This window comes from Streptomyces yokosukanensis (genome assembly GCF_001514035.1).
In the GTDB taxonomy this organism is placed as follows: Bacteria; Actinomycetota; Actinomycetes; order Streptomycetales; family Streptomycetaceae; genus Streptomyces; species Streptomyces yokosukanensis.
Map to the genome: position 1 here is coordinate 551,942 of NZ_KQ948207.1, position 19,923 is coordinate 571,864.

Here is a 19,923-nt window from a genome sequence, read left to right on the forward strand (position 1 = left end):
GACGGCGTAGGTCCCAGGTTGGCACTCCCCGACACATCGGACTCGACCGCAGGTGGCGCACGGCCGCCGCGCGCAGCATCCGACTCGCCGTCGGCTGTGTGGTGCCGGTGGTGGTCACTGGTCGGTCCACAGGTGCGCGGTCCGGCTGGACTGCTTGATCACACACTCCTCCTCGACGGGGGCCTGCCACACCTGAATCCGTACGGCCTCGGTCGGGTCGCCGTCCTCACGGGGGTCGCCGTCGTCACGATTGCGGGCGGACACCCGGATCCGGTAGGTGCCGGGGCCGGGCATCACCAACTGCTGCGCCTGGTCCTCCCCGTCCCCTGTCGTGCCGAAGTCCAGCAGCGGGGACCGCCAGTCGACGGACACTTCGGCGATGTCCTGCCAGGCTTCCGCATCGGTGGCACCCATGGGAGGACGTCCGTCCCACAGCTGAGCGATGACGTGGATGCCGGCGATCTCCTGCCCGCAGACGATGCGGACCGCGTCCCCGGACGGGGCGGCGGCCACCAGACCGCCGACCCACTCCTCGGGCTGGTAGTCGGTGAACAGGTCGGCGCCCAGCAGGTCCACGGTGCTGGCGTCGATGTGGACCTGGCTGGACGTCTGTCGTACGAGGCCGACCATGCGGAAGCTCCTGTCGTCATACGGGTGCGCGCCCGGCCTCCAGGATGGGATGCCGGGCGCGCGGGTGCCATGGGTTGGGCGTGGTTCAGGACTCGACGCCGCAGCCGACAGGGCCGCGCAGCTGGTCCAGCTTCTGCGGGGTCAGCGTCGCCGGGATGTTGATCACCTCGACGTAGAACGGGTCGTTCTCCAGGACGCGCTGCCCGTTCAGCGACGCCTTGCGGTAGCTGCCTTCACGGCTGTTGTCGCGGCCGTTCAGGAACTCGCAGGAGTAGTCGGGGTTGCGGCCGGCGCCCTCGTAGGACTGGGCGAAGGGATACTCGTCGCAGGCCAGTCCCGGCCTGGGCGGCCGAGGCACGTCAGGGCCGCACGCGGTCCGGCGGTTGTCCGCGATCAGCGACTGGTCGAAGGTCCGGTGCAGCGGGTACCGGGTGCCCTTGACGCCCCACGGGTGGGCCAGGTTCTTCTGCGCCCACAGCACGTGCCAGCCCACGCTGTCCACGCGCCAGTCGGTGACGTCGATCTGCCACAGGCCGGGGACGTCGGGGTAGACGCAGCCGCCGGTGACGGCGGGAGTGATGCGCGGGGTGCTGTCGCAGCGCGGGCGGAAGATGTCGCCCAGATAGGCGCTGCCGTCGTCGAAGCCCGGCGCCGAGAAGTCCCCGTAGGGGACGATGTTGTCGTTGACCAGGTCACGGCCCGGCGACGACAGCGTGAAGTCGAACGTCTGGGTGACGTAAGGGATCAGGATGCGGGTGGGTGCCGTCGACGCGGTGGCGCGCCCGGTCTGGTACTTGACCGTGGCGGACACCTCGGCGGCGGACGGCGTGGTCGGATCGGTCAGCTTCAGCTCGACCCGCTGCTTCCACTGGTAGCGGTCGCGGGTGTCCAGCTGCGCGGTTGCCTTGCTGTGCAGGACGGCGGAGCCGGCGGGCTCACCGTCGACCAGGAACTGCACGGGGATGCGGTAGTTGGAGCAGGACGATGTTCGGTCGTGGACGGTTGTGCCCTCGGCGCAGTCGACGGCTTCGGCCCCGGCAGCCTCCGGCTTGACGGTCTTCGGCTTCTCCGGTTCGCCGAGCACGATCCGCGTACCGGACCGCGTGCTGGACTGCTTGCCCGTGACGGGCTGGTGGCTGTCGGCGTGTGCCTGGCCGACGAATCCGACGGGCACCAGTAAGGCCGCGGCTGTCGCGGCCAGCAGGACCCGCCCCCGTGATGATCTGTTGCGCATGGCGGTGTTGCTTCCTCTCCACAGTCGGGTTGGATGCGAACCCCGCCAGGCGACCACCGAGCCAGACACAGGTCAACCGATCGTTGACCAACTAGCGTGAAACGGCGCACAGTTCACACACGTCCCTCAGATGCGGAACGCGGGCCTACACCCCGGCAATACGACAGATGCCCCACGGCCGTCCTGCCCGCCGACGAAACCCGGGAGCCTGTGCGAAAGGCGGCCGATTCTCGACATCCGTGGCTCCGGGCTCCAGCCTCCGGCGTGATCCCGTTTCGTATGCTGGCGCCTTCAAGCGCTGGGCGACTGAGGGGGGTTTGCGCATGCCGCTGCACAAGGGCGACCCGAGATCCGTCGGTGGGCACAGACTGGTCGACCGGCTCGGGGCCGGCGGCATGGGCATCGTCTACCGGGCCAGATCGCGTTCCGGACGTGAGGTCGCCGTCAAGGTCGTGCACGCCGAGTACGCCCAGGACCCCGTCTTCCGCGCCCGGTTCCGACAGGAGATCGAGGCTGCCCGCCGGGTGAGCGGCGCCTTCACCGCGGCCGTGGTGGACGCCGACCCGGAGGCCGAGCCGCCCTGGATGGCCACCCAGTACGTGCCGGGCCAGTCGCTCGCCGCGCGCATCCGCGACCACGGCCCGCTGCACGTCACCGAGTTGCGGCCACTGGCGCTGGGCCTGGTGGAGGCGTTGCGGGACATCCACCGGGCGGGGGTGGTGCACCGCGACCTGAAACCGGCCAACGTCCTGTTGGCCGAGGACGGTCCCCGTGTCATCGACTTCGGCATCTCCCGGGCGGCCGAGAACCACCACGCCCTCACCGAGACCGGGCAGGTGATCGGAACCCCGCCCTTCATGTCCCCGGAGCAGTTCACCGATGCCCGAACGGTCGGCCCCGCCTCGGACGTCTTCTCGCTCGGCGCGCTGCTGGTGTACTGCGTCACCGGGCGCGGCCCCTTCGACGCCGACAACCCCTACCTGTCCGGCTATCGGGTGGTCCACAACGAACCCGTCCTCGACGGGGTGACCGGATCCGTGCGCGCGGTGCTGGAGCGCTGTCTGGCCAAGGAGCCCGCCGACCGGCCCCAACCGGACGAACTGGCGCGGGAGTTCGCCGACATCCTGCCGGAGGCGTCGCCCGGCGAACCGGAGACGCTGATGCTGCGGCGGCCTTCCGGGCGCTCCGGTGGCCTGCCCCTCGCCGGTGCCCCGACCGCAACCGGCCACCGCCCCCGATGGCGCGGACCGCGGATGCTGCTGGCCGTGTCCGGGGTGCTGGCCGCGGCCCTGACCGGCTACCTCCTGCTGGGCCCACCGAGCGGTGACGACACGGCACGGGCGAACTCCGCCGTGTCCCGCTGGGGCACTCTCCCCACCGGCTGGAAACCGTGGCAGACGACCGCGTCCGCGGTCGCCGAGCAGGGCGTGAAGAAGGCGCCGGGCTACGAGGGGAGCAGGGCACCGGCCTGCTTACCGGGCGACGGCGCCCTCTACTGCGCCGGCAGCGCGCTCCTCCCGGAGCGGATCGACGCCACCACCGGACGCACCCTGTGGCGCTCCGGCATCGCGCCCGCCGGGATCCCGGCCGACCGGTACGTCACGACCGTCCTCGGCGCGTACGAGGGCAGGGTGCTCGTGGAACTGACGATCACCGGTGAGGACGGCACCGGACAGGCGCAGTCCGTCCTCGCGCTCGACGACGCGAGCGGCCGGAGGATCTGGTCCCACGCGATACGGACCGACACCCTGGGCTCGGCCTATGCCGCCGGAGTGACGCTGACGCAGGAGGACGACGGCAGTGCGGTGACCGTCCGTTCGGCGCGCGACGGCACGGTGCGCCGGAGGGTGCCCGTGCCCAGCGGGTACGACTGCTCGCCGCTCGCCGCCGATGGCCGTCCGTACGTGGAGTGCACCACCGAGGAGGAGGGCTCGCACGCCACGAAGTTCCTCGTCGTCGATCCCGGCGACGGCTCCGTGCGCGCCCTGACGTCCCCCGCCCAGCAGAGGAGCTTCGTCGGTGTCCGCGACGGACAACTGGTCTTCGTGGAGTCGGACGACCGTCCGGTGACCAACAGCCCCGACCTGATCTACACCCGGATCGTGCGCGTCGACCCGCTCACCGGGAAACGCGTGGTGACCGAGCTGGCCGATCGGTTCCGGGGAGGGATCCCGACCCTTTCGCACGGCACGCTCTACTTCGCCACCTCCAGTGGCCTGGTCACGGCCGTCTCGCCGCTCACGGGAGCCCGGCTGTGGCAGAGCCGCACGAGCCTGGAGACGCCGGGCACGGCCTCGGTGGACGAGAGCGGGCGCACCGTGTACCTGGCCGGCGGGAGCGGCCGGGTGGCCGCCCTCGACGCGGCGCGCGGCACCCTGCTGTGGGAGTCCTCGGCCCGCGCGGACGTCATGGACAGCGGGCTTCTGCCCACCGTGTGGTTCGACAAGGGCGCCCTGGTGCTGGCGACCTCCGACGGCACCCTCTTCACCCTCGACCCGGCGCACCCCGACCGGAAACCCGTCCCGGTGTGACACGGAACGTCTGCCGAGGGCGGAGGGTTTCCGGCCCGCTTGGCAGGCTCACCACGCAGCGCTCCGCAGGGGTCAGCGTGCGATGCGGTACCGGTGTTCGGGGCGACCGTTGGTGCCGTAGCGGAGTTCGAGGCGGACCGTGCCCTCCTTGACGAGGTAGGACAGGTATCGCTGGGCCGTGGCGCGGGAGACACCGGTCGCCTCGGCGGCTTGGGCGGCGGAGAGAGCGGTGTGCGCGGTGCGCAGGGCCTGGTGGATGGCGGTGAGCGTGGGTGCGGAGTGGCCTTTGGCCGGGATCCGGGGGACGGCGGGTGGGCGGGCGGCGCTGAACAGGGCGTCCACATCGGCCTGGTCGGCGGTGGTCGTCCGGCTGAGTACGTCGACCCGGTCGCGGAGCTGGCGGTAGGCGTTGAGCCGTTCGGCGAGGTCGGCGGAGCCGAACGGCTTCACCAGGTAGCCGATGGCGCCGAGTTTCATCGCGGCGCGCACGGACGCTATGTCGTGGTCGGCGGTGATCATGAGGGCGTCGGGGCGGGCGTCGCCCTGGTCCTGGCTCAGCCGCCGCAGGATGTCGAGGCCGCTGCCGTCGGGCAGGAAGACGTCGAGCAGCAGCAGGTCCGGGTGCAGGGTGCGTACCGCCGCGAGTGCCTCAGCCACGGTGGCCGCCTCGCCGACCACCTCGAAGCCCTCGACCCGGTGCACATAGTCGCTGTGGATCCGACTGACCCGGAAGTCGTCGTCCACCACCAGGGTCCGGAACATCAGCTCTCACCTCCCATGGGCAACGCCGTCGTGAACAGGGCTCCCTGCGGTGCCGGTGCCGTGTCCGGCAGCGGCAGCGCGACCGTGAAGACCGCGCCGGGGCCTTCGCTGACCGTGACGGTGCCGCCGTGCCGCTGCACCAGCCGGTGCACCAGGGCCAGTCCCAGGCCGCGGCGCGCGGTGCCCCGCTGGGGGCGGGTGGACCAGCCGTCCTCGAAAATCGACCGGGACGTGTCCGCGGCGATGCCCGGACCACTGTCCGCCACACGTACGAGGACCAGTTCGTCGCCCTCGGTGAGGGTCAGCCGGATCCGGCGTCCGCCGTCGGCGGGTGGTGCGTCGGCCGTCGCGTCGATGGCGTTGTCGAGCAGGTTGCCGACGATGGTCAGCAGCCGTCGCAGGTGCGGCGGGTCCGAGCTGAGCGCGGAGTCTTCGGTGAGGACGATCCGTACCCCGCGTTCGGCGGCGACCGTGGTCTTCGCCACGACGAGCCCGACCATCAACGGGTTGCCGATGTGCCGGCGTACGGCCTCGGTCAGCGCCTGTCCGGAGCGGGCCGTCTCGATGGCGTACTCGTACGCGGACTGGTGTTCGCCGATGTCCAGCAGCCCGGCCAGTGTGTGCATCCGGTTGGTGAACTCGTGCTGCTGGGCCCGCAGGGCGTCGGTCAGCCCGCGTACGGAGTCCAGTTCGCGCAGCAGGCCGATCAGTTCGGTGCGGTCGCGTACGGTGACGACGGCTCCCAGTTCATGGCCGTGCAGGGCGACCGGCATGCGGTTGACGGCGAGACAGTGGTCGTCGGTCAGGACGCTGACGTCGGTCCCGGTCAGGGTGCCGTCCAGCGCGCGGCGCAGTCGGCCGTCGGGCAGCACCTCCTCCAGGCGGCTGCCGAGCGCGGTGCCGAGGCCGAGCAGCCGACGGGCCTCGTCGTTCACGACGGTGATCCTCCCGTCGGGGTCGAAGGCGACGACGCCCTCCCGAATGCCGTGCAGCATCGCCTCACGGTCCTGCAGCAGGCCGGCGATCTCCTCCAGCTCCAGACCGAACGTGGTCCGCTTCAGACGCCGTGCCAGCAGATAGGCCGCCGCGGCGCCGAGCGCCGTGGCGATGGCGGCGTACAGCCCGAAGGTGGGCAGTTCGCGCCACAGCTCGCCGAGTACGTCGTGTTCCGGGATGCCCACCGACACCTCGCCGACCAGTGCGCCGGAGGGCCCGCGCAGCGGAGCCTTGCCGTTGGCGGACCGCCCGGTCGCTCCCTGGTCGGTGCCCACGTGCGGCTGCCCGTCCCGCGCCGCGACGGGCTCGTCCACCGGCTCGCCGATCAGAGCGGGGATGGGGTGCGAGTGCCGTACGCCCCGCAGGTCGATCACGACTACGTACGACGCCCCCGACGCCCGGCGGATCCGTTCGGCGACCGTCTGCACCACGTCGCCGCCGCCTCCGTACTCCATGGCGTGCTGGATCTGCGGCTCCGCGGCCGTGGTCTGCGCGATCGCCAGGGCCCGCTGTTCGTAGGAGCGGTCCAGCTCGGCACGTTGCGCGAAGGCGAACAGGACGAAACCGATCAGGCCGGTGAGCGCGAGGATGACGAGCTGGTTGGCGAGGATCCGCGTGGACAGCCTCCGCCGCCCGCCGCGGCCTGTCCGGAGACGGATGCGTGTCACAGGTGCCTCTTCGTTGCGGTCGTACGTCGTGCCGGGCAGGCTCATGCACGTGCCCGGGTGGCGCGATTGTGCCTGACGGCCGGGATGCTGCCCACCCCCCGTCCGTTGAGCAGAACGAGCAGAAGCCCGGGTAACGCGACTATCGCGGGATAGCTCGGAAACAGCGACGTCATACGCGGCTGCCCCTAGCGTCTGCCTTCCTCGGCCTGCGGGGGACCCCGACGAATCCCCCGGGGAACTCCCGAGGAACCTCCGAGGATCTCCGAACGAAGGAAGGAAGCGGCCCCACATGGCTTCGCGAAACGATGTCGCGACGAGCCCGGGCGCCGGTGCGGCGGACCATGCGAACGCACGCATCGAGATATCCGGGCTCACCAAGCGATTCCTGACCCCCGCCGGTGAGGTGTTCACGGCGCTGCACGGTGTTTCGTTCACCGTGGAGCCCGGCCAGTTCTGCGCCGTCGTGGGTCCCACGGGATGCGGCAAGTCGACGACCCTGAGCATGGTCTCCGGCCTCGACCGGCCCAGCGAGGGCTCGGTCAAGGTAGGCGGCCGCGAGGTGAGCGGCATCACCGACGGCGTCAGCTTCATGTTCCAGACCGACGCGCTGCTGCCCTGGAAGACCGTCCTCGGCAACGTGCTGATGGGTCCCGTGTTCCGCCGCGTGCCCAAGCACCAGGCACAGGCCTCGGCGCGGGACTGGCTGCGCCGGGTCGGCCTCGCCGGATTCGAGGACCGCTACCCCCACCAGCTGTCCGGCGGCATGCGCAAGCGTGTGGCCATGGCCGCGGCCCTGATCAACGAACCCAAGATCCTCATCATGGACGAGCCGTTCGGCGCCCTGGACGTGCAGACCAAGGCCATCATGTCGACCGAGCTGCTGAGCCTGTGGGAGCAGATCCGGCCGTCCGTCGTCTTCATCACCCACGACCTCGACGAGGCGGTGGCGCTCGCCGACCGGGTGGTGGTGATGACCTCAAGTCCCGGCTCGGTCAAGGCGGTCTTCGACATCGACCTGCCCCGCCCGCGCGGTTCCGTCCAGGAGATCCGCTTCCAGCCCCGCTTCATCGAACTCCAGCACCAGATCTGGGACACGCTGCGCGAAGAGGTGGAGCGCGCCTACGCACTCACCGCAGGAGGCAAGCAATGAGTACGACGTCCACCGTTGCCGCCGCCCCTGCCACCGACGGCGGGAAAGGCCCGGCCGCGACCGCCGCACAGCGCGCCGCCAAGCGGCGGGTCGCCCAGGTGTGGGCCGGCCGGATCGGCCTCGCGGTCTTCGTGATCGGCGGCTGGCAGGCGTTCACCACCTGGGGCATCGTCGATCCGTTCTTCTTCGGACAGCCGTCGGGCATCTGGCAGCGGCTGATCGACCTCTTCCAGCACGGCACCCAGTTCGGCTCCTTCTACCAGAACATCTGGACCACCATCGAGGAAGCGCTCGTCGGCTTCGTCGTGGGATCCCTCACCGGCGTCGTCTTCGGTGTCGCGCTCGGGCAGAGCCGCTACCTGTCCGACGTGCTCGGTCCCTACATCAAGATGGTCAACGCGATCCCGCGCATCGTCCTCGGCTCGATCTTCATCGTCGCGTTCGGCATCGGCGTGACCCCGAAGATCCTGCTCGCCGCGGTACTGGTGTTCTTCATCGTCTTCTTCAACGCCTTCCAGGGCGTGCGTGAGGTCGACCGCAACGTCCTCGCCAACGTCAGGGTGCTCGGTGCCTCCCGGATGCAGATCACCCGGCACGTCATCGTGCCCTCCGCGCTGACCTGGATCATCGCCAGCCTGCACAGTGCCTTCGGCTTCGCCGTCGTCGGCGCGCTGGTCGGCGAGGTGCTCGGTGCGCAGAGCGGACTGGGCCTGGTCATCAAGACCGCGCAGAACAACTTCGACCCCAACGGTGTGTTCGCCGCGATGCTCGTCATCGCGGTGATCGTGCTCGGCGCGGAGTGGCTGATCGGCAAGCTCGAACACCGGCTGCTCTCCTGGCGCCCGCCGACCCCCTCCGAGACGAACGTCATCTGATCCCGGACTCCCTCCGTCCGCGTCCCACCCTTGCTTCTCCTCAGTCCCGAAAGGTGTGTGTCTCGCCATGCTCAAGACACCTCTCACCGTGTCCGTCGTCACCGTCCTCGCTCTCGGCGCCGCCACCGCGTGTTCCAGCAACTCCGGCAGCTCGGGGTCGTCCGGCTCCGCAGGTACGCCGACCGTCCGCCTCATGGTCGGCGGCATCGACAAGCAGATCTACCTGCCCTACCAGCTCGCCCAGAACCTCGGCTTCTACAAGAAGTACGGCGTCGAGGTCGAGCTGAGCACCGAGCAGAACGGCGGTGTCGGTGCCGAGGAGGCCATGGCCTCGGGGCAGGTGGACATGGCCGGCGCCTGGTACAACCACACGATCGAGTTCCAGGCGAAGGGGAAGGCGGTCGAGGACGTCGTCCAGCTGTCCGGCGCCCCGGGCGAGCGGGAGATGTGCACCGCGAAGAGCGGCGTGAGGACGGCCGCCGACTTCAAGGGCAAGACGCTCGGCGTCACCGACCTGGGCTCGGGCACCGACACCCTCACCCAGTTCATGGCGGCGAGGAAGGGCGTCAAGAACAGCCAGTTCCACCGGCTCGCCGTCGGTGCCGGCTCCACCGCCGTCGCCGCGCTGCAGAACGGCAAGGCCGACTGCGTCATGACGACACAGCCGACGGTCGCCGCGATCCAGAAGAAGGGCGTCGGCACCTCCGCGATCGACCTGGCCACCACCGACGGTGCCAAGGCGGCGCTGGGCGGCGTGTTCCCGGCGGCCGGCGTCCTCGCCCGCACCGACTGGGTGACCTCGCACAAGGAGGCGGTGCAGAAGGTCGTCGACGCGCTCGTGGCCACCATGCACTGGATCCACGACCATGACGCCGCCGACATCGCGAACAGACTGCCGGCGTCGTTCGTGCAGAACCAGCTGGTCACCAAGGCCGACTACGTCACGGCCCTGACCGAGGACAAGGGCCAGTTCCTGCCGGACGGGGTCATGCCGGCCGGCGGTCCGAAGACCGCGCTGGCCACCGAGCAGATGGTCGGCACTGTGACCTCGTCGGTGGATCTCGGAAAGACGTTCACCAACGCATTCGCCATCGATGCCAACAAGAAGGAGGGCTTCACGACCACCACGACCCCGGCCGGGTCCGACGGCTGAGGCCACCGCGCGCCCCGGGGCGGCCCGGGGACGCACTCCCTTGACCGAGCCCGTGGTTCCCGTCGGGGCGCAACGTCCGACCCATGGCCGTCGGGCGTTGCGCGGAGGCGGTTGCCGTCTCCTTCCGGGCACCGCTTAGTCTTACAACTTGTAGAAGTTGTCGGGAGTGCTGGTCCGCCCCGATCCACGGCCTTCGTCGCGCACCGTGACGGGGCATGTGTGTCTCGCCGTGGCGGGCGGGTCTGGGCCTGGCTGAGGAGTGGCGATATGAGTGAGCACCGGCGCCGTCCGTCGGGAAGAACACGGCCGTCCGGCTCGGACGGCCCGCCGCAGGGCGGCCGTGCCGAGGTCCGCAGGGCCGCCGCGGCCGACAGTGGCCGAGGCCGCCGCGCGGCCGGCACGCGACGTGCGGATGCCGCACGCTCCGGTCGGCGCGCGGCGGACAGGGGTGCCACGGGCACCGGGCGCGGCGGCCGGCGCGTTCTCATCGACTACCCGCGGGCGGGCAGGCGGGGCGTTCGCCGGTGGCTGCCCTCGTGGAAGCAGGTGCTCAGCGGATTCCTGCTGGTCTTCGCCGGCCTGCTGGGCCTGTTCGGGTACGCCTACGCCACCACGACCATCCCCAGTCCGAATCCCAGCACTCAGAAGCAGAGCAACACCTACTACTGGTCCGACGGCTCGGTGCTGGCCACGCAGGGGTCGACGAACAGGCAGAACGTCGACCTCGCGCAGGTCCCGAAGCTGGTGCAGTGGGACTTCCTCGCCGCGGAGAACGCCACGTTCTACACCGACCCGGGTATCGACACACAGGGCATGCTCCGCGCCGTCTACCACATGGCCACGGGCGGCGAGGTGCAGTCCGGGTCCACCATCACCCAGCAGTTCGTGAAGAACACCTACCTCAGCCAGAGCCAGTCGGTCACCCGCAAGCTGAGGGAGATCATGATCTCCCTGAAGATCGGCAACCAGCTGTCCAAGCAGGAGATCCTGCAGGGCTACCTCAACAGCTGCTACTACGGCCGGGACGCCTACGGCATCGAGGCCGCGGCCCGTGTCTACTATCACGAGCACGCCTCCCAGCTGACCGTCGGCCAGGGTGCGTTCATCGCCGCCACGGTCAACGAGCCGAGCCTGCTCATGCACGCCGACACCGACCCGCAGGCCAAGGCTCAGGCCGAGGCGCGCTGGAAGTACGTGCTGAGCCGCATGGCCGCGATCCACAAGATCAGCCAGGCGCAGGAACAGCAGTACCTCGCAGCCGGGTTCCCCACCCCCAAGCCCTACACGCCGTCGGGGGGGATGGCCGGGCAGACCGGCTATCTGGTGGACACCGCGCAGAAGTACGTCGAGGCCCACTCGTCCCTCACCGACCAGCAACTCGGCCACGGCGGCTATCAGATCTACACCACCTTCGACAAGAAGAGGGTGAACGCGCTGTCGGCATCCGTCGCGGCGATGGAGAAGAAGCACCTCGACCCCAAGCACCGCTCGGCCGACAGGGACGTCCAGGTCGGCGCGGCATCGATCGATCCGTCCACCGGCGCGGTCGCAGCGCTGTACGGCGGGCCGGGCTGGAACAAGGGCCACTGGACCGACAACGCCGACGCCACGGGTGTGCCGGTCGGCTCCACCTTCAAACCCATCGACCTGGCGGCCGCCCTCGACCACGGCGCCGTACTCTCCCCGGGCCGGACGCCCTCACCGATCACCCCCGACTCCAAGTTCAACGGTGACGACGGCATCACGATCAAGAACCAGCAGGGCCAGGAACTGCCGGACTCCGGCGACCCCACGGGACTCCTCCACCAGCGCAACGACGTCCCCACGAAATGGGGCTACATCACCCTGCGCAAGGCCATGGAGCAGTCGGTCAACACCCCCTACGTCCAGCTCGGCGAGTACGTCGGCTACCAAAATGTGGAGAGCGAAGCCCTGAAGGCGGGCCTGCTGCGCAAGAGCCTGCAGTACGACACCCCCGGCTTCTACATCGGAACCTCCACCCCGTCGGCGATACGCATGGCCGACGCGTACGCCACCTTTGACGACGGCGGTATCCAGCACGAGCCGTTCTCGGTGACCAAGGTCATCGACGGCGGTCGGCAGCTGCCCGGCTTCGACAAGCCCAAGGGCACCACGGCCCTGCCCTCCTCGACCGCTGACACGGTCACCGACGTGCTGCAGGACGTCGTCAAGAAGGGCACGGGCACCAACGCCCAGGCCCTGGGCCGACCGGTCGCCGGAAAGACCGGCACCACCGACGACTACAAGTCCGCCTGGTTCATCGGATACACCCCGCAGCTGGTCACGTCCGTCGCCATGTTCAAGGAGGACCCGAAGAACGCCGGTCTGCAGTCGATGCAGGGCGTCGGCGGCTACTCCAAGGTCTTCGGCGCCGACATGCCCACCGAGGTGTGGACCGGCTACATGACCGCGGCCCTCCAGGGGCAGCCCGTCCAGCAGTTCCCGCCCCTGCCGCAACTGGGCCAGGGCACCGACGAGTACGGCGCCCCGTCGCCCACCCCGTCCGCCACCGTGAGCACCCGGCCGGCCACCCCGACCGCACCGGCCACGCCGAGCCCCACCGGGCGAGCGTGCCAGCACCGCAAGAAGCTCTGCGCCGGCCCGAGCCCGACCGGCACCCCCGGCACCACCACCGGTGGCACCGGCGGGGGCGGGACCGTCGGCGGCGGGGGCACCGGCGGTGCGGGCGGCGGGCTGATCGGCGGCACCACCGGCGGCGGCACCTCATCCACGCCCACGCCCACGCCCAGCTTCACCGGCCGCGGTCGGCGACCGTAGAAGGCCGCCTCAGAGGAGAGGGCCGTCAGGGGCGTGGGGCCTTCGCGCCGTGCACCGATGCCGGCGACGCGCCCGCGGCGGCCGCTCGGCGGCGCTGCATCTGCTCCACGCGCTCGGGGTAGTAGCGGCCGAGGGTTCGGCGATCGGCGTCCGTGGCGGCTTCGGCGGGGCTGTCGCGTCCCGACGAGTGGATATCCGAGCCGTCGGGACGCGCACGACCGTCGCCCTCCGCGCTCACTCGGGGCGCGGCTGGGCCAGACCGTGGTCGTAGGCGAAGATGACCGCCTGAATGCGGTCTCGGGCGCCGATCTTGGCCATCACGCGACCGACGTGGGTCTTCACGGTGGACTCGGACAGGACGAAGTGGGAGGCGATCTCGCCGTTGGTCCAGCCCTTGCCGACGGCGACGAGGATCTCGCGTTCGCGCTCGGTGAGGGCGTTCAGTCTCGGGTCGTCCGCGGCGCCGCCCGGCCGTGCGAGCTGGGTGAACTCGCGCAGGAGGCGGCGGGTGAGGGCGGGGGCGATGACGGCGTCACCGACGGCGACGGCACGGATTCCGGCGAGCAGTTCCTCGGGGCGGGCGTCTTTGAGGAGAAAGCCGCTGGCTCCGGCGCGCAGCGCCGCGTGGACGTATTCGTCGAGGTCGAACGTGGTCAGCACGAGGACCCGGGAGCGATCGCCCGAGGCCGTGATGCGGCGGGTGGCCTCGATGCCGTCCATGCCGGGCATGCGGACGTCCATGAGCACGACGTCGGGACGGAGTTCGGCCGCCTTGCGGACCGCTTCCGCGCCGTGTGCGGCCTCGCCCACGACCTGTGTCTCGGGCACCGAGTCGAGAAGCATGCGGAAGCCGTAACGCTGCAGCGGCTGGTCGTCCACGATGAGAACGGTGGTCATGGAGCACCGCCAGGCGACACGAGGTTGAGGACGGCCTTCACCGTCCATCCGCCGCCGGTGGGACCCGCGCTGAGGCTTCCCCCGTACAGAGCCGTCCGCTCCTGCATGCCGACCAGACCGTGTCCTTCCTCGTTGGCTCGGCCGGGTCGGCCGGACGTGGGGTCGGCCGGGCCGGTGTCCTGGACCTGGACGGAGACCTGTGTTTCCTCCACCACGATCGCCAGGTTCACCCCGGTGCCGGCCCCGGCGTGTTTCAGCGTGTTCGTCAGGGCTTCCTGGACGATGCGGTAGACCGTGAGCTGTACCCCGCTGTCCAGTGCGTCGACGTCACCGGCGGTCCGGTAGACGACATCCAGGCCGGCGGCGCGCACCCCCTCGCACAGTGCGTCGACGTCGGTGAGACCGGGCTGCGGGGTGAGTTCCGGCGACTGCCGCGTGACGTCCGACGCATCTCGCAGGACGCCCAGCACGCGCCTGAGTTCGCCGAGGGCCTGTCGGCCTGTGTCCCCGATGATCTGCAGGGCTTCTCTGCCACGGTCCGGAGCGACAGCGGTGGCGTAGACCCCGGCGTCGGCGAGGGTGATGATGACGGACAGGTTGTGGCCGACGATGTCGTGCATCTCGCGGGCCACTCGGGCGCGCTCGGCCGCTACGGCGAGTCGGCCGCGCTGGTCGCGCTCGATCTCCAGGCGGGCCGCCCGGTCGCGGAGCCCGGCGAGCTGAGCCCGTCGGATGCGCACCACGAGCCCGAGCGCGAGGGCCGCGGTCGCCGTGCTCAGCAGGAAGAACAGCGCGTCCCAGACGGAGACCGCCGCCGACGCCCGTACCGCGACCAGCAGCATGGCGCCCGCCATGATCCCGCAGGCCCAGGGCAGCTGCCGTAGCCGTCCGTGCAGGGCGAGACTGTACAAGGCGATGAACAGGGCGATGTCCGCGCGCAGGGCGGCGCCCAGCGACCACTGCAGGACGAAGACGGCCGCGACGGCCGCAAAGGCGACCCGGGGCCGGCGCCGGCGCCACAGCAGGGGCAGTACGAGCCCGGCCTGGAACGTCAGCATGCCCGCGACCGGCAGTCGGGTGAAGGCCAGTCGGAAGCGGCGCGGTCCGTCACCGTCGCCGCCACCCGCGTGCAGCAGGTCGGGCAGGCAGAACATCACGAAGACCAGCACCACCACCGCGGTGTCCAGCACCCATGGATGCGCCCGGTCGGCCTGCCGCAGCCGCTGGCCGCCCCGCGACAGGCGGGCGACCAGCGGTCCCATGCCGCCGATGTCCTCGGCGGGCACGGCGGCCTCGGGGGCCAGGAGGCTCACGGCGTTCACCCGCTCATCATGCAAGGTGTCATACGTCGCTGCGCAGCAGCCGGTATGCCGCCCCCGCCAGCGCGAGCGCGGTCCAGCCGAGGAAGACCAGCAGCCCGGCGCCGGGCGACAGGCTGGTGGCGTCGTGGGTGAGGGCGAACATCGACTCGCCCGCGTTGCTGGGCAGATAGGGGCTGATGTCGTCCTGCCAGGAGCTGGGCAGCAGCGAGACCAGTCCGGGAACCAGCATCAGCGTGGCGACCAGGACCGAGATGCCGCCGGCCACCGACCGCAGCAGCGAGCCCAGAGCGGTGCCGATCACACCGACAAGGCCCAGGTAGAGCCCGGCGCCCAGCAGGCTCCGTACGACACCGGCGTGCGAGAAGTCCATCGCCGCGGGCGTGCCGGAGACGATGCGGCTGCCGAACAGGAAGGCGACGAACACCCCGAGCGTCCCGATGACCAGCGCGACCACGCCGAACACGGCAGCCTTGGACCAGAGCACCGGGAGTCGGCGCGGCACCGCCGCCAGGGTCGAGCGGATCATGCCCGTCGAGTATTCCCCCGCGGTCACCAGCACACCGAGGACGCCGAGGGCCAGCTGGGCGAAGTTCGTACCGAAGAGCGACAGGCTCACGGCGGTCGAACGGGCGAAGTCCCGGTCCATGTGGCCGGATCCGATCCCGGACTTGTACCGGCTCGAGGCGATCAACCCGAACGCGACCAGGAACAGCAGCCCCAGACCGAGCGTGATCCAGGTGGACCGCAGCGACCAGAGCTTGGCCCATTCCGAGGTCAGCACGCGCCGTCCGGACACCCGGTAGACGGGACGGCCGGGTGCGGCGGGAGGCGCCTCGGTGGGCGCGGTGAGGGTGCTCATGCGGTCTGCTCCAGGGAATCGACGGTGTCGGAGCCGGTCGTGGATCCGTGGTACTCCACGGCATCCTTGGTCAGGTCCATGAACGCCTGCTCCAGCGACACCTGGCGTGTGCTCAGTTCGAACAGCGCGATGCCGTGCTCGGCGGCCTTGAGACCGATCTCGCGCGCGCTCACCCCGGTCACCTGCAGTTCCTCGGAACCGATGCGCCCGGTTACGTCGACCCCCGGGCCGGCCAGGACGTCCCGCAGCCGCGCCGGGTCCTCGGTGGCCACGTGCACGGTGTCGCCACCCGCCTCGCGGACCAGGTCCCGCACGGTCGTGTCGGCCAGCAGCCGGCCGCGCCCGACGATGATCAAGTGGTCCGCCACCAGCGCCATCTCGCTCATCAGGTGCGACGACACGAACACCGTGCGTCCGTCCTCTGCGAGCGATGTCAGCAAGTTGCGGATCCAGAGCACGCCTTCGGGGTCCAGCCCGTTGACGGGCTCGTCCAGCATCACCGTCTGCGGATCGCCCAGCAGTGCCGCGGCTATGCCGAGGCGCTGGCCCATGCCGAGGGAGAAGGCACCGGCGCGCTTCTTTGCCACGCTGCCCAGACCGGCCAGTTCGATGACGTCGTCGACGCGGCGGCGCGGGATGCCATGGGTCAGTGCCAACGCCCTGAGGTGGTTGTAGGCCGAGCGGCCCGGATGGATCGACTTGGCCTCCAGAAGGGCACCGACCTCCTGCAGCGGTGCACGGTGCCGGGCGTAGTGGTGGCCGTTCACCGTCACGGAACCGCTCGTGGGGGCGTCCAGACCGACGATCATGCGCATCGTCGTGGACTTCCCCGCTCCGTTGGGTCCCAGAAATCCGGTCACCGTGCCCGGCTTCACGGTGAAGTCCAGACCGTCGACGGCTGTCTTGTCCCCGTACCGCTTGGTCAACTGCCGTGCTTCGATCATGGGACCTCTTTCTCTCGTGCCCGGAGTCCGTCGTGTCGGGCGCCTCACCTGCCACGCTAGGTTCGAGACGGCCGTCAGCCGGTGGTACCGGAGGCTGAACCCGACCGCCGGGGTGGTACCCCGGTACTACGCGGGTCCGGGGGCGGATCCGTCGCAGGGCCGGATCACTGCTGGCCTTCCTTCGGCTCGCCGGCCCGGCGGCTGCGCAGAAGCTCCAGGAGGAGAGGGGTCAGCGACACGACGACGATCAGCGCGACCAGCGGCAGCAGGTAGTGGTCGACGTTGGGCACCGAGGAGCCCAGCCCGTACCCGGCCAGGATGATCCCGACGGTCCAGACCACACCGCCGACCACCTGCCACAGCGTGAACGTCCGGGTCGGGACCTCCAGCGCGCCCGCGATCGGGTTGAGGACCGTGCGCACCACCGGGATGAACCGGGCCAGTACGACGGCCTTGGCGTGCCCGTACCGCTCCAACAGCTCCTCGGCCCGTTTGACGCCCTCGTGCAACCGCGGCGAACGGCTGCGGGAAATCAGCGTCCCGCCCGCCTTGCGGCCGATCAGGAACCCGCACTGCGCGCCGGCCAGTGCGCCGACGGCCGCCACGACCAGCAGCGGTGCGAGGGACAGCTTCACAGGCCGGTCCGCGGCTCCCGTGCACAGGAGGCCGGCCGTGAACAGCAGGGAATCGCCTGGCAGGAAGAACCCGATCAGCAGTCCCGTCTCGGCGAACAGCACCACGCCGACGCCCAGCACGCCGAAGGCGGCCAGCAGCGACTGGGCGTCGAGCACGTTCACGGCGAGTTGGGACGTGAAGTGCAGTGGAGGCATACGAGCCAGGCCCTTCTCGAGGACGATCTCTGCGGACGATGTGGCGTCGGGAAGCGGACGGGAATGATCGACTACAGCGAAGCCCACCGTCTACCGAACTGTAGACGATGATGCTGTGAGGGACTCTTCCCTCGGGTCCGATTCCGGCTGGAGCCATCCGTGGTCGCGTAGCCGACCGACCGAGTGGCCCCGCTCCTCGCACGTGTCGAGAATCCGGGGGAGGGCGCCGAGGGCCGAGCGCCAGGCCCCGGGGGCGGAGGTGCAGTCGGAGTCGTGGAGGAGGATCGTGCCGCCACCGGCCAGATCGGCGGTGACGGTGCGGTGCACGGACTCCGGGGTGGCGCGTGCGGTCCAGTCCTCGCCCCAGCAGGTCCACAGCACAGGAGTGAGGCCGAGGCGACGGGCCGCCAGATGGGCGGCGGTGGACATGACGCCGTACGGGGGCCGGAAGAGCCTGGGCCGCCGCCCGGTGAGGTCGGCGACGAGATCGCGGGCTCGGGCGAAGTCGTCCATGGTGGCGCGCGGGCCGCGCAGGAGGAGGGGCCGGTGCGCCCAGCCGTGGATGCCGATCTCGTGGCCGGCCGCGGCGATCTCGCCCACCAGGCCGGGGGAGCGGCGCGCCTCGCTGCCGAGCAGGAAGAACGTGGCGTGCACCCGGCGCTCGGCGAGCAGCCGCAAGAAGTGCGGGGTGGAGAGGGGATCGGGCCCGTCGTCGAAGGTCAGGGCCACGTGGTCGGGGCGGCCCTGGCCCGACAGACGGGGCATGAGACGGTTGCGCAGCGGCCCGAACGTGGAGATCACGGGGGCCGCGTGGGCGGCGGCGAGAGCGGGCAGCGCCACGAGGGCGGCCGAGCGCAGGGTCCGGGCCGTGCTCACGAGTGGTGACCCCCCTGCGGGCGGTGTCCGATGAAGCTGTCCAGGTCGAGGCCGTGTCCGATGGAGTGCATGAGCCGCGGGCCGTCGTACGTCGTCGCCATCCCCGTGCCGACGGCGCAGGCCCACACGGCGGAGGCGATCGCGGCGGTGGCGGCGAGCCGGCGCACGGCGCGCCGCCGTGGCGGTGGGGGCTTCCGATTCCCGTCCTGGGCGCCCGCCCGGTGAACGCGTGCTATCTCGGCGGCCGGGCCGTCGTCCGGGGTCCGGGCGAACAGGGCGAGTCCGGCCTCGCGCTGTCGCGCCCCGAGCGGACCGTCGATCAGGTCGCACAGCACCGCTTCGAGATCGGCCGGGTCACGAATCCATACGGCTGCGCCGGCCTCGTCCAGGGCGGCCGCGTTGGTCAGCCCGTGCCCCGGTATGCAGCGGTAGCTGGCCACGGGCAGGCCCGACGCCAACGCCTCCAGGGAGGTGAGTCCGCCGGCGTTCTGCACGAGGACGTCCGCGGCGTGCATCAGGCCGGGCATGTCGTCGACCCAGCCGTGCACGTGCTCGATGCCGTCCGCGCGCAGCTGCTCGGCGAGGGCCTCGTTCCGTCCGCACACGACGACCGGGACGACGGCGCCGCAGTCGCGCAGTTCCCGGGCCACCTCGCGAACCGGTCCGACGCCCCAGGAACCGGCGACCAGCAGAGCGAGCGGAGCCCGCCCCGGCAGGCCGAACGCCGTCCGGGCGAGGGCCCGTTGCTCCGCGTCGCAGGGGCGGAACCGAGGGTCGGCGACCGGGCCGCACACCCTTACGTCACGTGCTCCCGCGGCCCGCGCCTGCGCGGCGGGTATGGCGTGGGCAGCCAGGTGGACGTCGACGCCGTCCGCCACCCACAGCGGATGCACCGAGAAGTCCGTCAGATAGGTCAGCACGGGAACGGCCAGGCGCCCCTTCAGGCGCAGATTGCCCAGGACTCGGCTGGCGCCCGGGTAGGTGGAGACGACCGCTCCGGTGCCCGGAGGAAGGGCGCGCAGTACCCGGTCCTCGGCGGTGCGCAGCAGCGCCCGTGCGATCGGGCCGCCGCCCCCGGCGCGCTCGGTGCTGGAGTAGATCCGCTGGTAGGCCCATGGGGCGCGGACGAGCATCCGGTGATAGCCCTCCTGCACGGCGCGGCCCAGGTGAGCCGGCAGCAGATCCAGCAGATCGAACCGGTCCACCGCGAAGCCATCGGCTGTAAGACGGCGGGTGAGTTCGGCGGCCGCGCCGTCGTGACCGGCTCCGACGCTCGCGGAGACGACCACGATCCGGCCCGCGCGGTGCGGCGTGGCGCGCTGCTGCGGAATCAAGCCCGCAAGGGCGAGTCCGGGCGCCGTGCTTCCGGCGTGGGGCATGGGCTTTCCTCCGCAGAT

At 70.9% G+C, this 19,923-nt stretch carries 16 protein-coding genes; 5 read left to right on the forward strand and 11 right to left on the reverse strand.

The features are described 5' to 3' along the window. Window positions 1-114: 114 nt before the first annotated feature. Complete coding sequence (locus tag AQI95_RS05620; RefSeq protein ID WP_067118198.1) at window positions 115-630, reverse strand: hypothetical protein; 516 nt, start codon at window positions 628-630, stop codon at window positions 115-117. 85 nt (window positions 631-715) lie between these two features. Further along, window positions 716-1,864 carry a hypothetical protein gene (locus AQI95_RS05625; RefSeq protein WP_067118201.1) on the reverse strand — a complete coding sequence of 383 codons (1,149 nt, stop codon included), beginning with the start codon at window positions 1,862-1,864 and terminating at the stop codon, window positions 716-718. Window positions 1,865-2,187: 323 nt separating this feature from the next. On the opposite strand from AQI95_RS05625, the gene AQI95_RS05630 reads away from it, so the two are divergent. After that, complete coding sequence (locus AQI95_RS05630) at window positions 2,188-4,395, forward strand: protein kinase domain-containing protein (RefSeq protein WP_067118205.1); 2,208 nt, start codon at window positions 2,188-2,190, stop codon at window positions 4,393-4,395. 72 nt (window positions 4,396-4,467) lie between these two features. Here AQI95_RS05630 and AQI95_RS05635 read toward each other — a convergent pair whose 3' ends face one another. Both AQI95_RS05635 and AQI95_RS05640 read right to left on the reverse strand, forming a co-directional pair. Continuing rightward, on the reverse strand, window positions 4,468-5,157 hold the full coding sequence (locus AQI95_RS05635) for a response regulator (RefSeq protein ID WP_067118208.1): 690 nt from the start codon (window positions 5,155-5,157) through the stop codon (window positions 4,468-4,470). Then, complete coding sequence (locus AQI95_RS05640; protein WP_244188637.1) at window positions 5,157-6,821, reverse strand: ATP-binding protein; 1,665 nt, start codon at window positions 6,819-6,821, stop codon at window positions 5,157-5,159. The genes AQI95_RS05635 and AQI95_RS05640 overlap by 1 nt, the downstream gene beginning before the upstream one ends. 289 nt (window positions 6,822-7,110) lie before the next feature. Here AQI95_RS05640 and AQI95_RS05645 point away from each other — a divergent pair, with 289 nt between their 5' ends. From AQI95_RS05645 to AQI95_RS05660, 4 genes are all read left to right on the forward strand, one after another. Next, window positions 7,111-7,971 (forward strand): ABC transporter ATP-binding protein, encoded by an 861-nt coding sequence (locus AQI95_RS05645; RefSeq protein WP_067118211.1) that lies wholly within the window; start codon window positions 7,111-7,113, stop codon window positions 7,969-7,971. Continuing rightward, window positions 7,968-8,846 (forward strand): ABC transporter permease, encoded by an 879-nt coding sequence (locus tag AQI95_RS05650; protein ID WP_067118213.1) that lies wholly within the window; start codon window positions 7,968-7,970, stop codon window positions 8,844-8,846. Before AQI95_RS05645 ends, AQI95_RS05650 begins: the two co-directional genes overlap by 4 nt. Window positions 8,847-8,913: 67 nt before the next feature. After that, window positions 8,914-9,999: an ABC transporter substrate-binding protein gene (locus AQI95_RS05655; RefSeq protein WP_067118216.1), complete on the forward strand. Its 1,086-nt coding sequence runs from the start codon at window positions 8,914-8,916 to the stop codon at window positions 9,997-9,999. Window positions 10,000-10,266: 267 nt separating this feature from the next. Beyond that, complete coding sequence (locus AQI95_RS05660; RefSeq protein WP_107121551.1) at window positions 10,267-12,798, forward strand: transglycosylase domain-containing protein; 2,532 nt, start codon at window positions 10,267-10,269, stop codon at window positions 12,796-12,798. Window positions 12,799-13,032: 234 nt separating this feature from the next. On the opposite strand, the gene AQI95_RS05665 is transcribed toward AQI95_RS05660, so the two are convergent. The 7 genes from AQI95_RS05665 to AQI95_RS05695 all read right to left on the reverse strand — a co-directional run bounded on the left by AQI95_RS05665 (window position 13,033) and on the right by AQI95_RS05695 (window position 19,905). Next, window positions 13,033-13,695 carry a response regulator gene (locus AQI95_RS05665; RefSeq protein WP_067118219.1) on the reverse strand — a complete coding sequence of 221 codons (663 nt, stop codon included), beginning with the start codon at window positions 13,693-13,695 and terminating at the stop codon, window positions 13,033-13,035. After that, window positions 13,692-14,957, reverse strand: coding sequence for a sensor histidine kinase (locus tag AQI95_RS05670; RefSeq protein WP_067118816.1), 1,266 nt, complete (start codon window positions 14,955-14,957; stop codon window positions 13,692-13,694). The genes AQI95_RS05665 and AQI95_RS05670 overlap by 4 nt, the downstream gene beginning before the upstream one ends. Before the next feature lie 79 nt (window positions 14,958-15,036). Continuing rightward, window positions 15,037-15,876 (reverse strand): ABC transporter permease, encoded by an 840-nt coding sequence (locus tag AQI95_RS05675; protein ID WP_067118222.1) that lies wholly within the window; start codon window positions 15,874-15,876, stop codon window positions 15,037-15,039. Continuing rightward, window positions 15,873-16,820: an ABC transporter ATP-binding protein gene (locus AQI95_RS05680; RefSeq protein ID WP_067118225.1), complete on the reverse strand. Its 948-nt coding sequence runs from the start codon at window positions 16,818-16,820 to the stop codon at window positions 15,873-15,875. Before AQI95_RS05680 ends, AQI95_RS05675 begins: the two co-directional genes overlap by 4 nt. A gap of 164 nt (window positions 16,821-16,984) precedes the next feature. Continuing rightward, on the reverse strand, window positions 16,985-17,650 hold the full coding sequence (locus AQI95_RS05685; RefSeq protein WP_067118228.1) for a DedA family protein: 666 nt from the start codon (window positions 17,648-17,650) through the stop codon (window positions 16,985-16,987). 90 nt (window positions 17,651-17,740) lie between these two features. Beyond that, complete coding sequence (locus AQI95_RS05690; RefSeq protein ID WP_067118231.1) at window positions 17,741-18,526, reverse strand: polysaccharide deacetylase family protein; 786 nt, start codon at window positions 18,524-18,526, stop codon at window positions 17,741-17,743. Further along, window positions 18,523-19,905: a glycosyltransferase gene (locus AQI95_RS05695; protein ID WP_079071064.1), complete on the reverse strand. Its 1,383-nt coding sequence runs from the start codon at window positions 19,903-19,905 to the stop codon at window positions 18,523-18,525. The genes AQI95_RS05690 and AQI95_RS05695 overlap by 4 nt, the downstream gene beginning before the upstream one ends. Window positions 19,906-19,923: the final 18 nt, after the last annotated feature.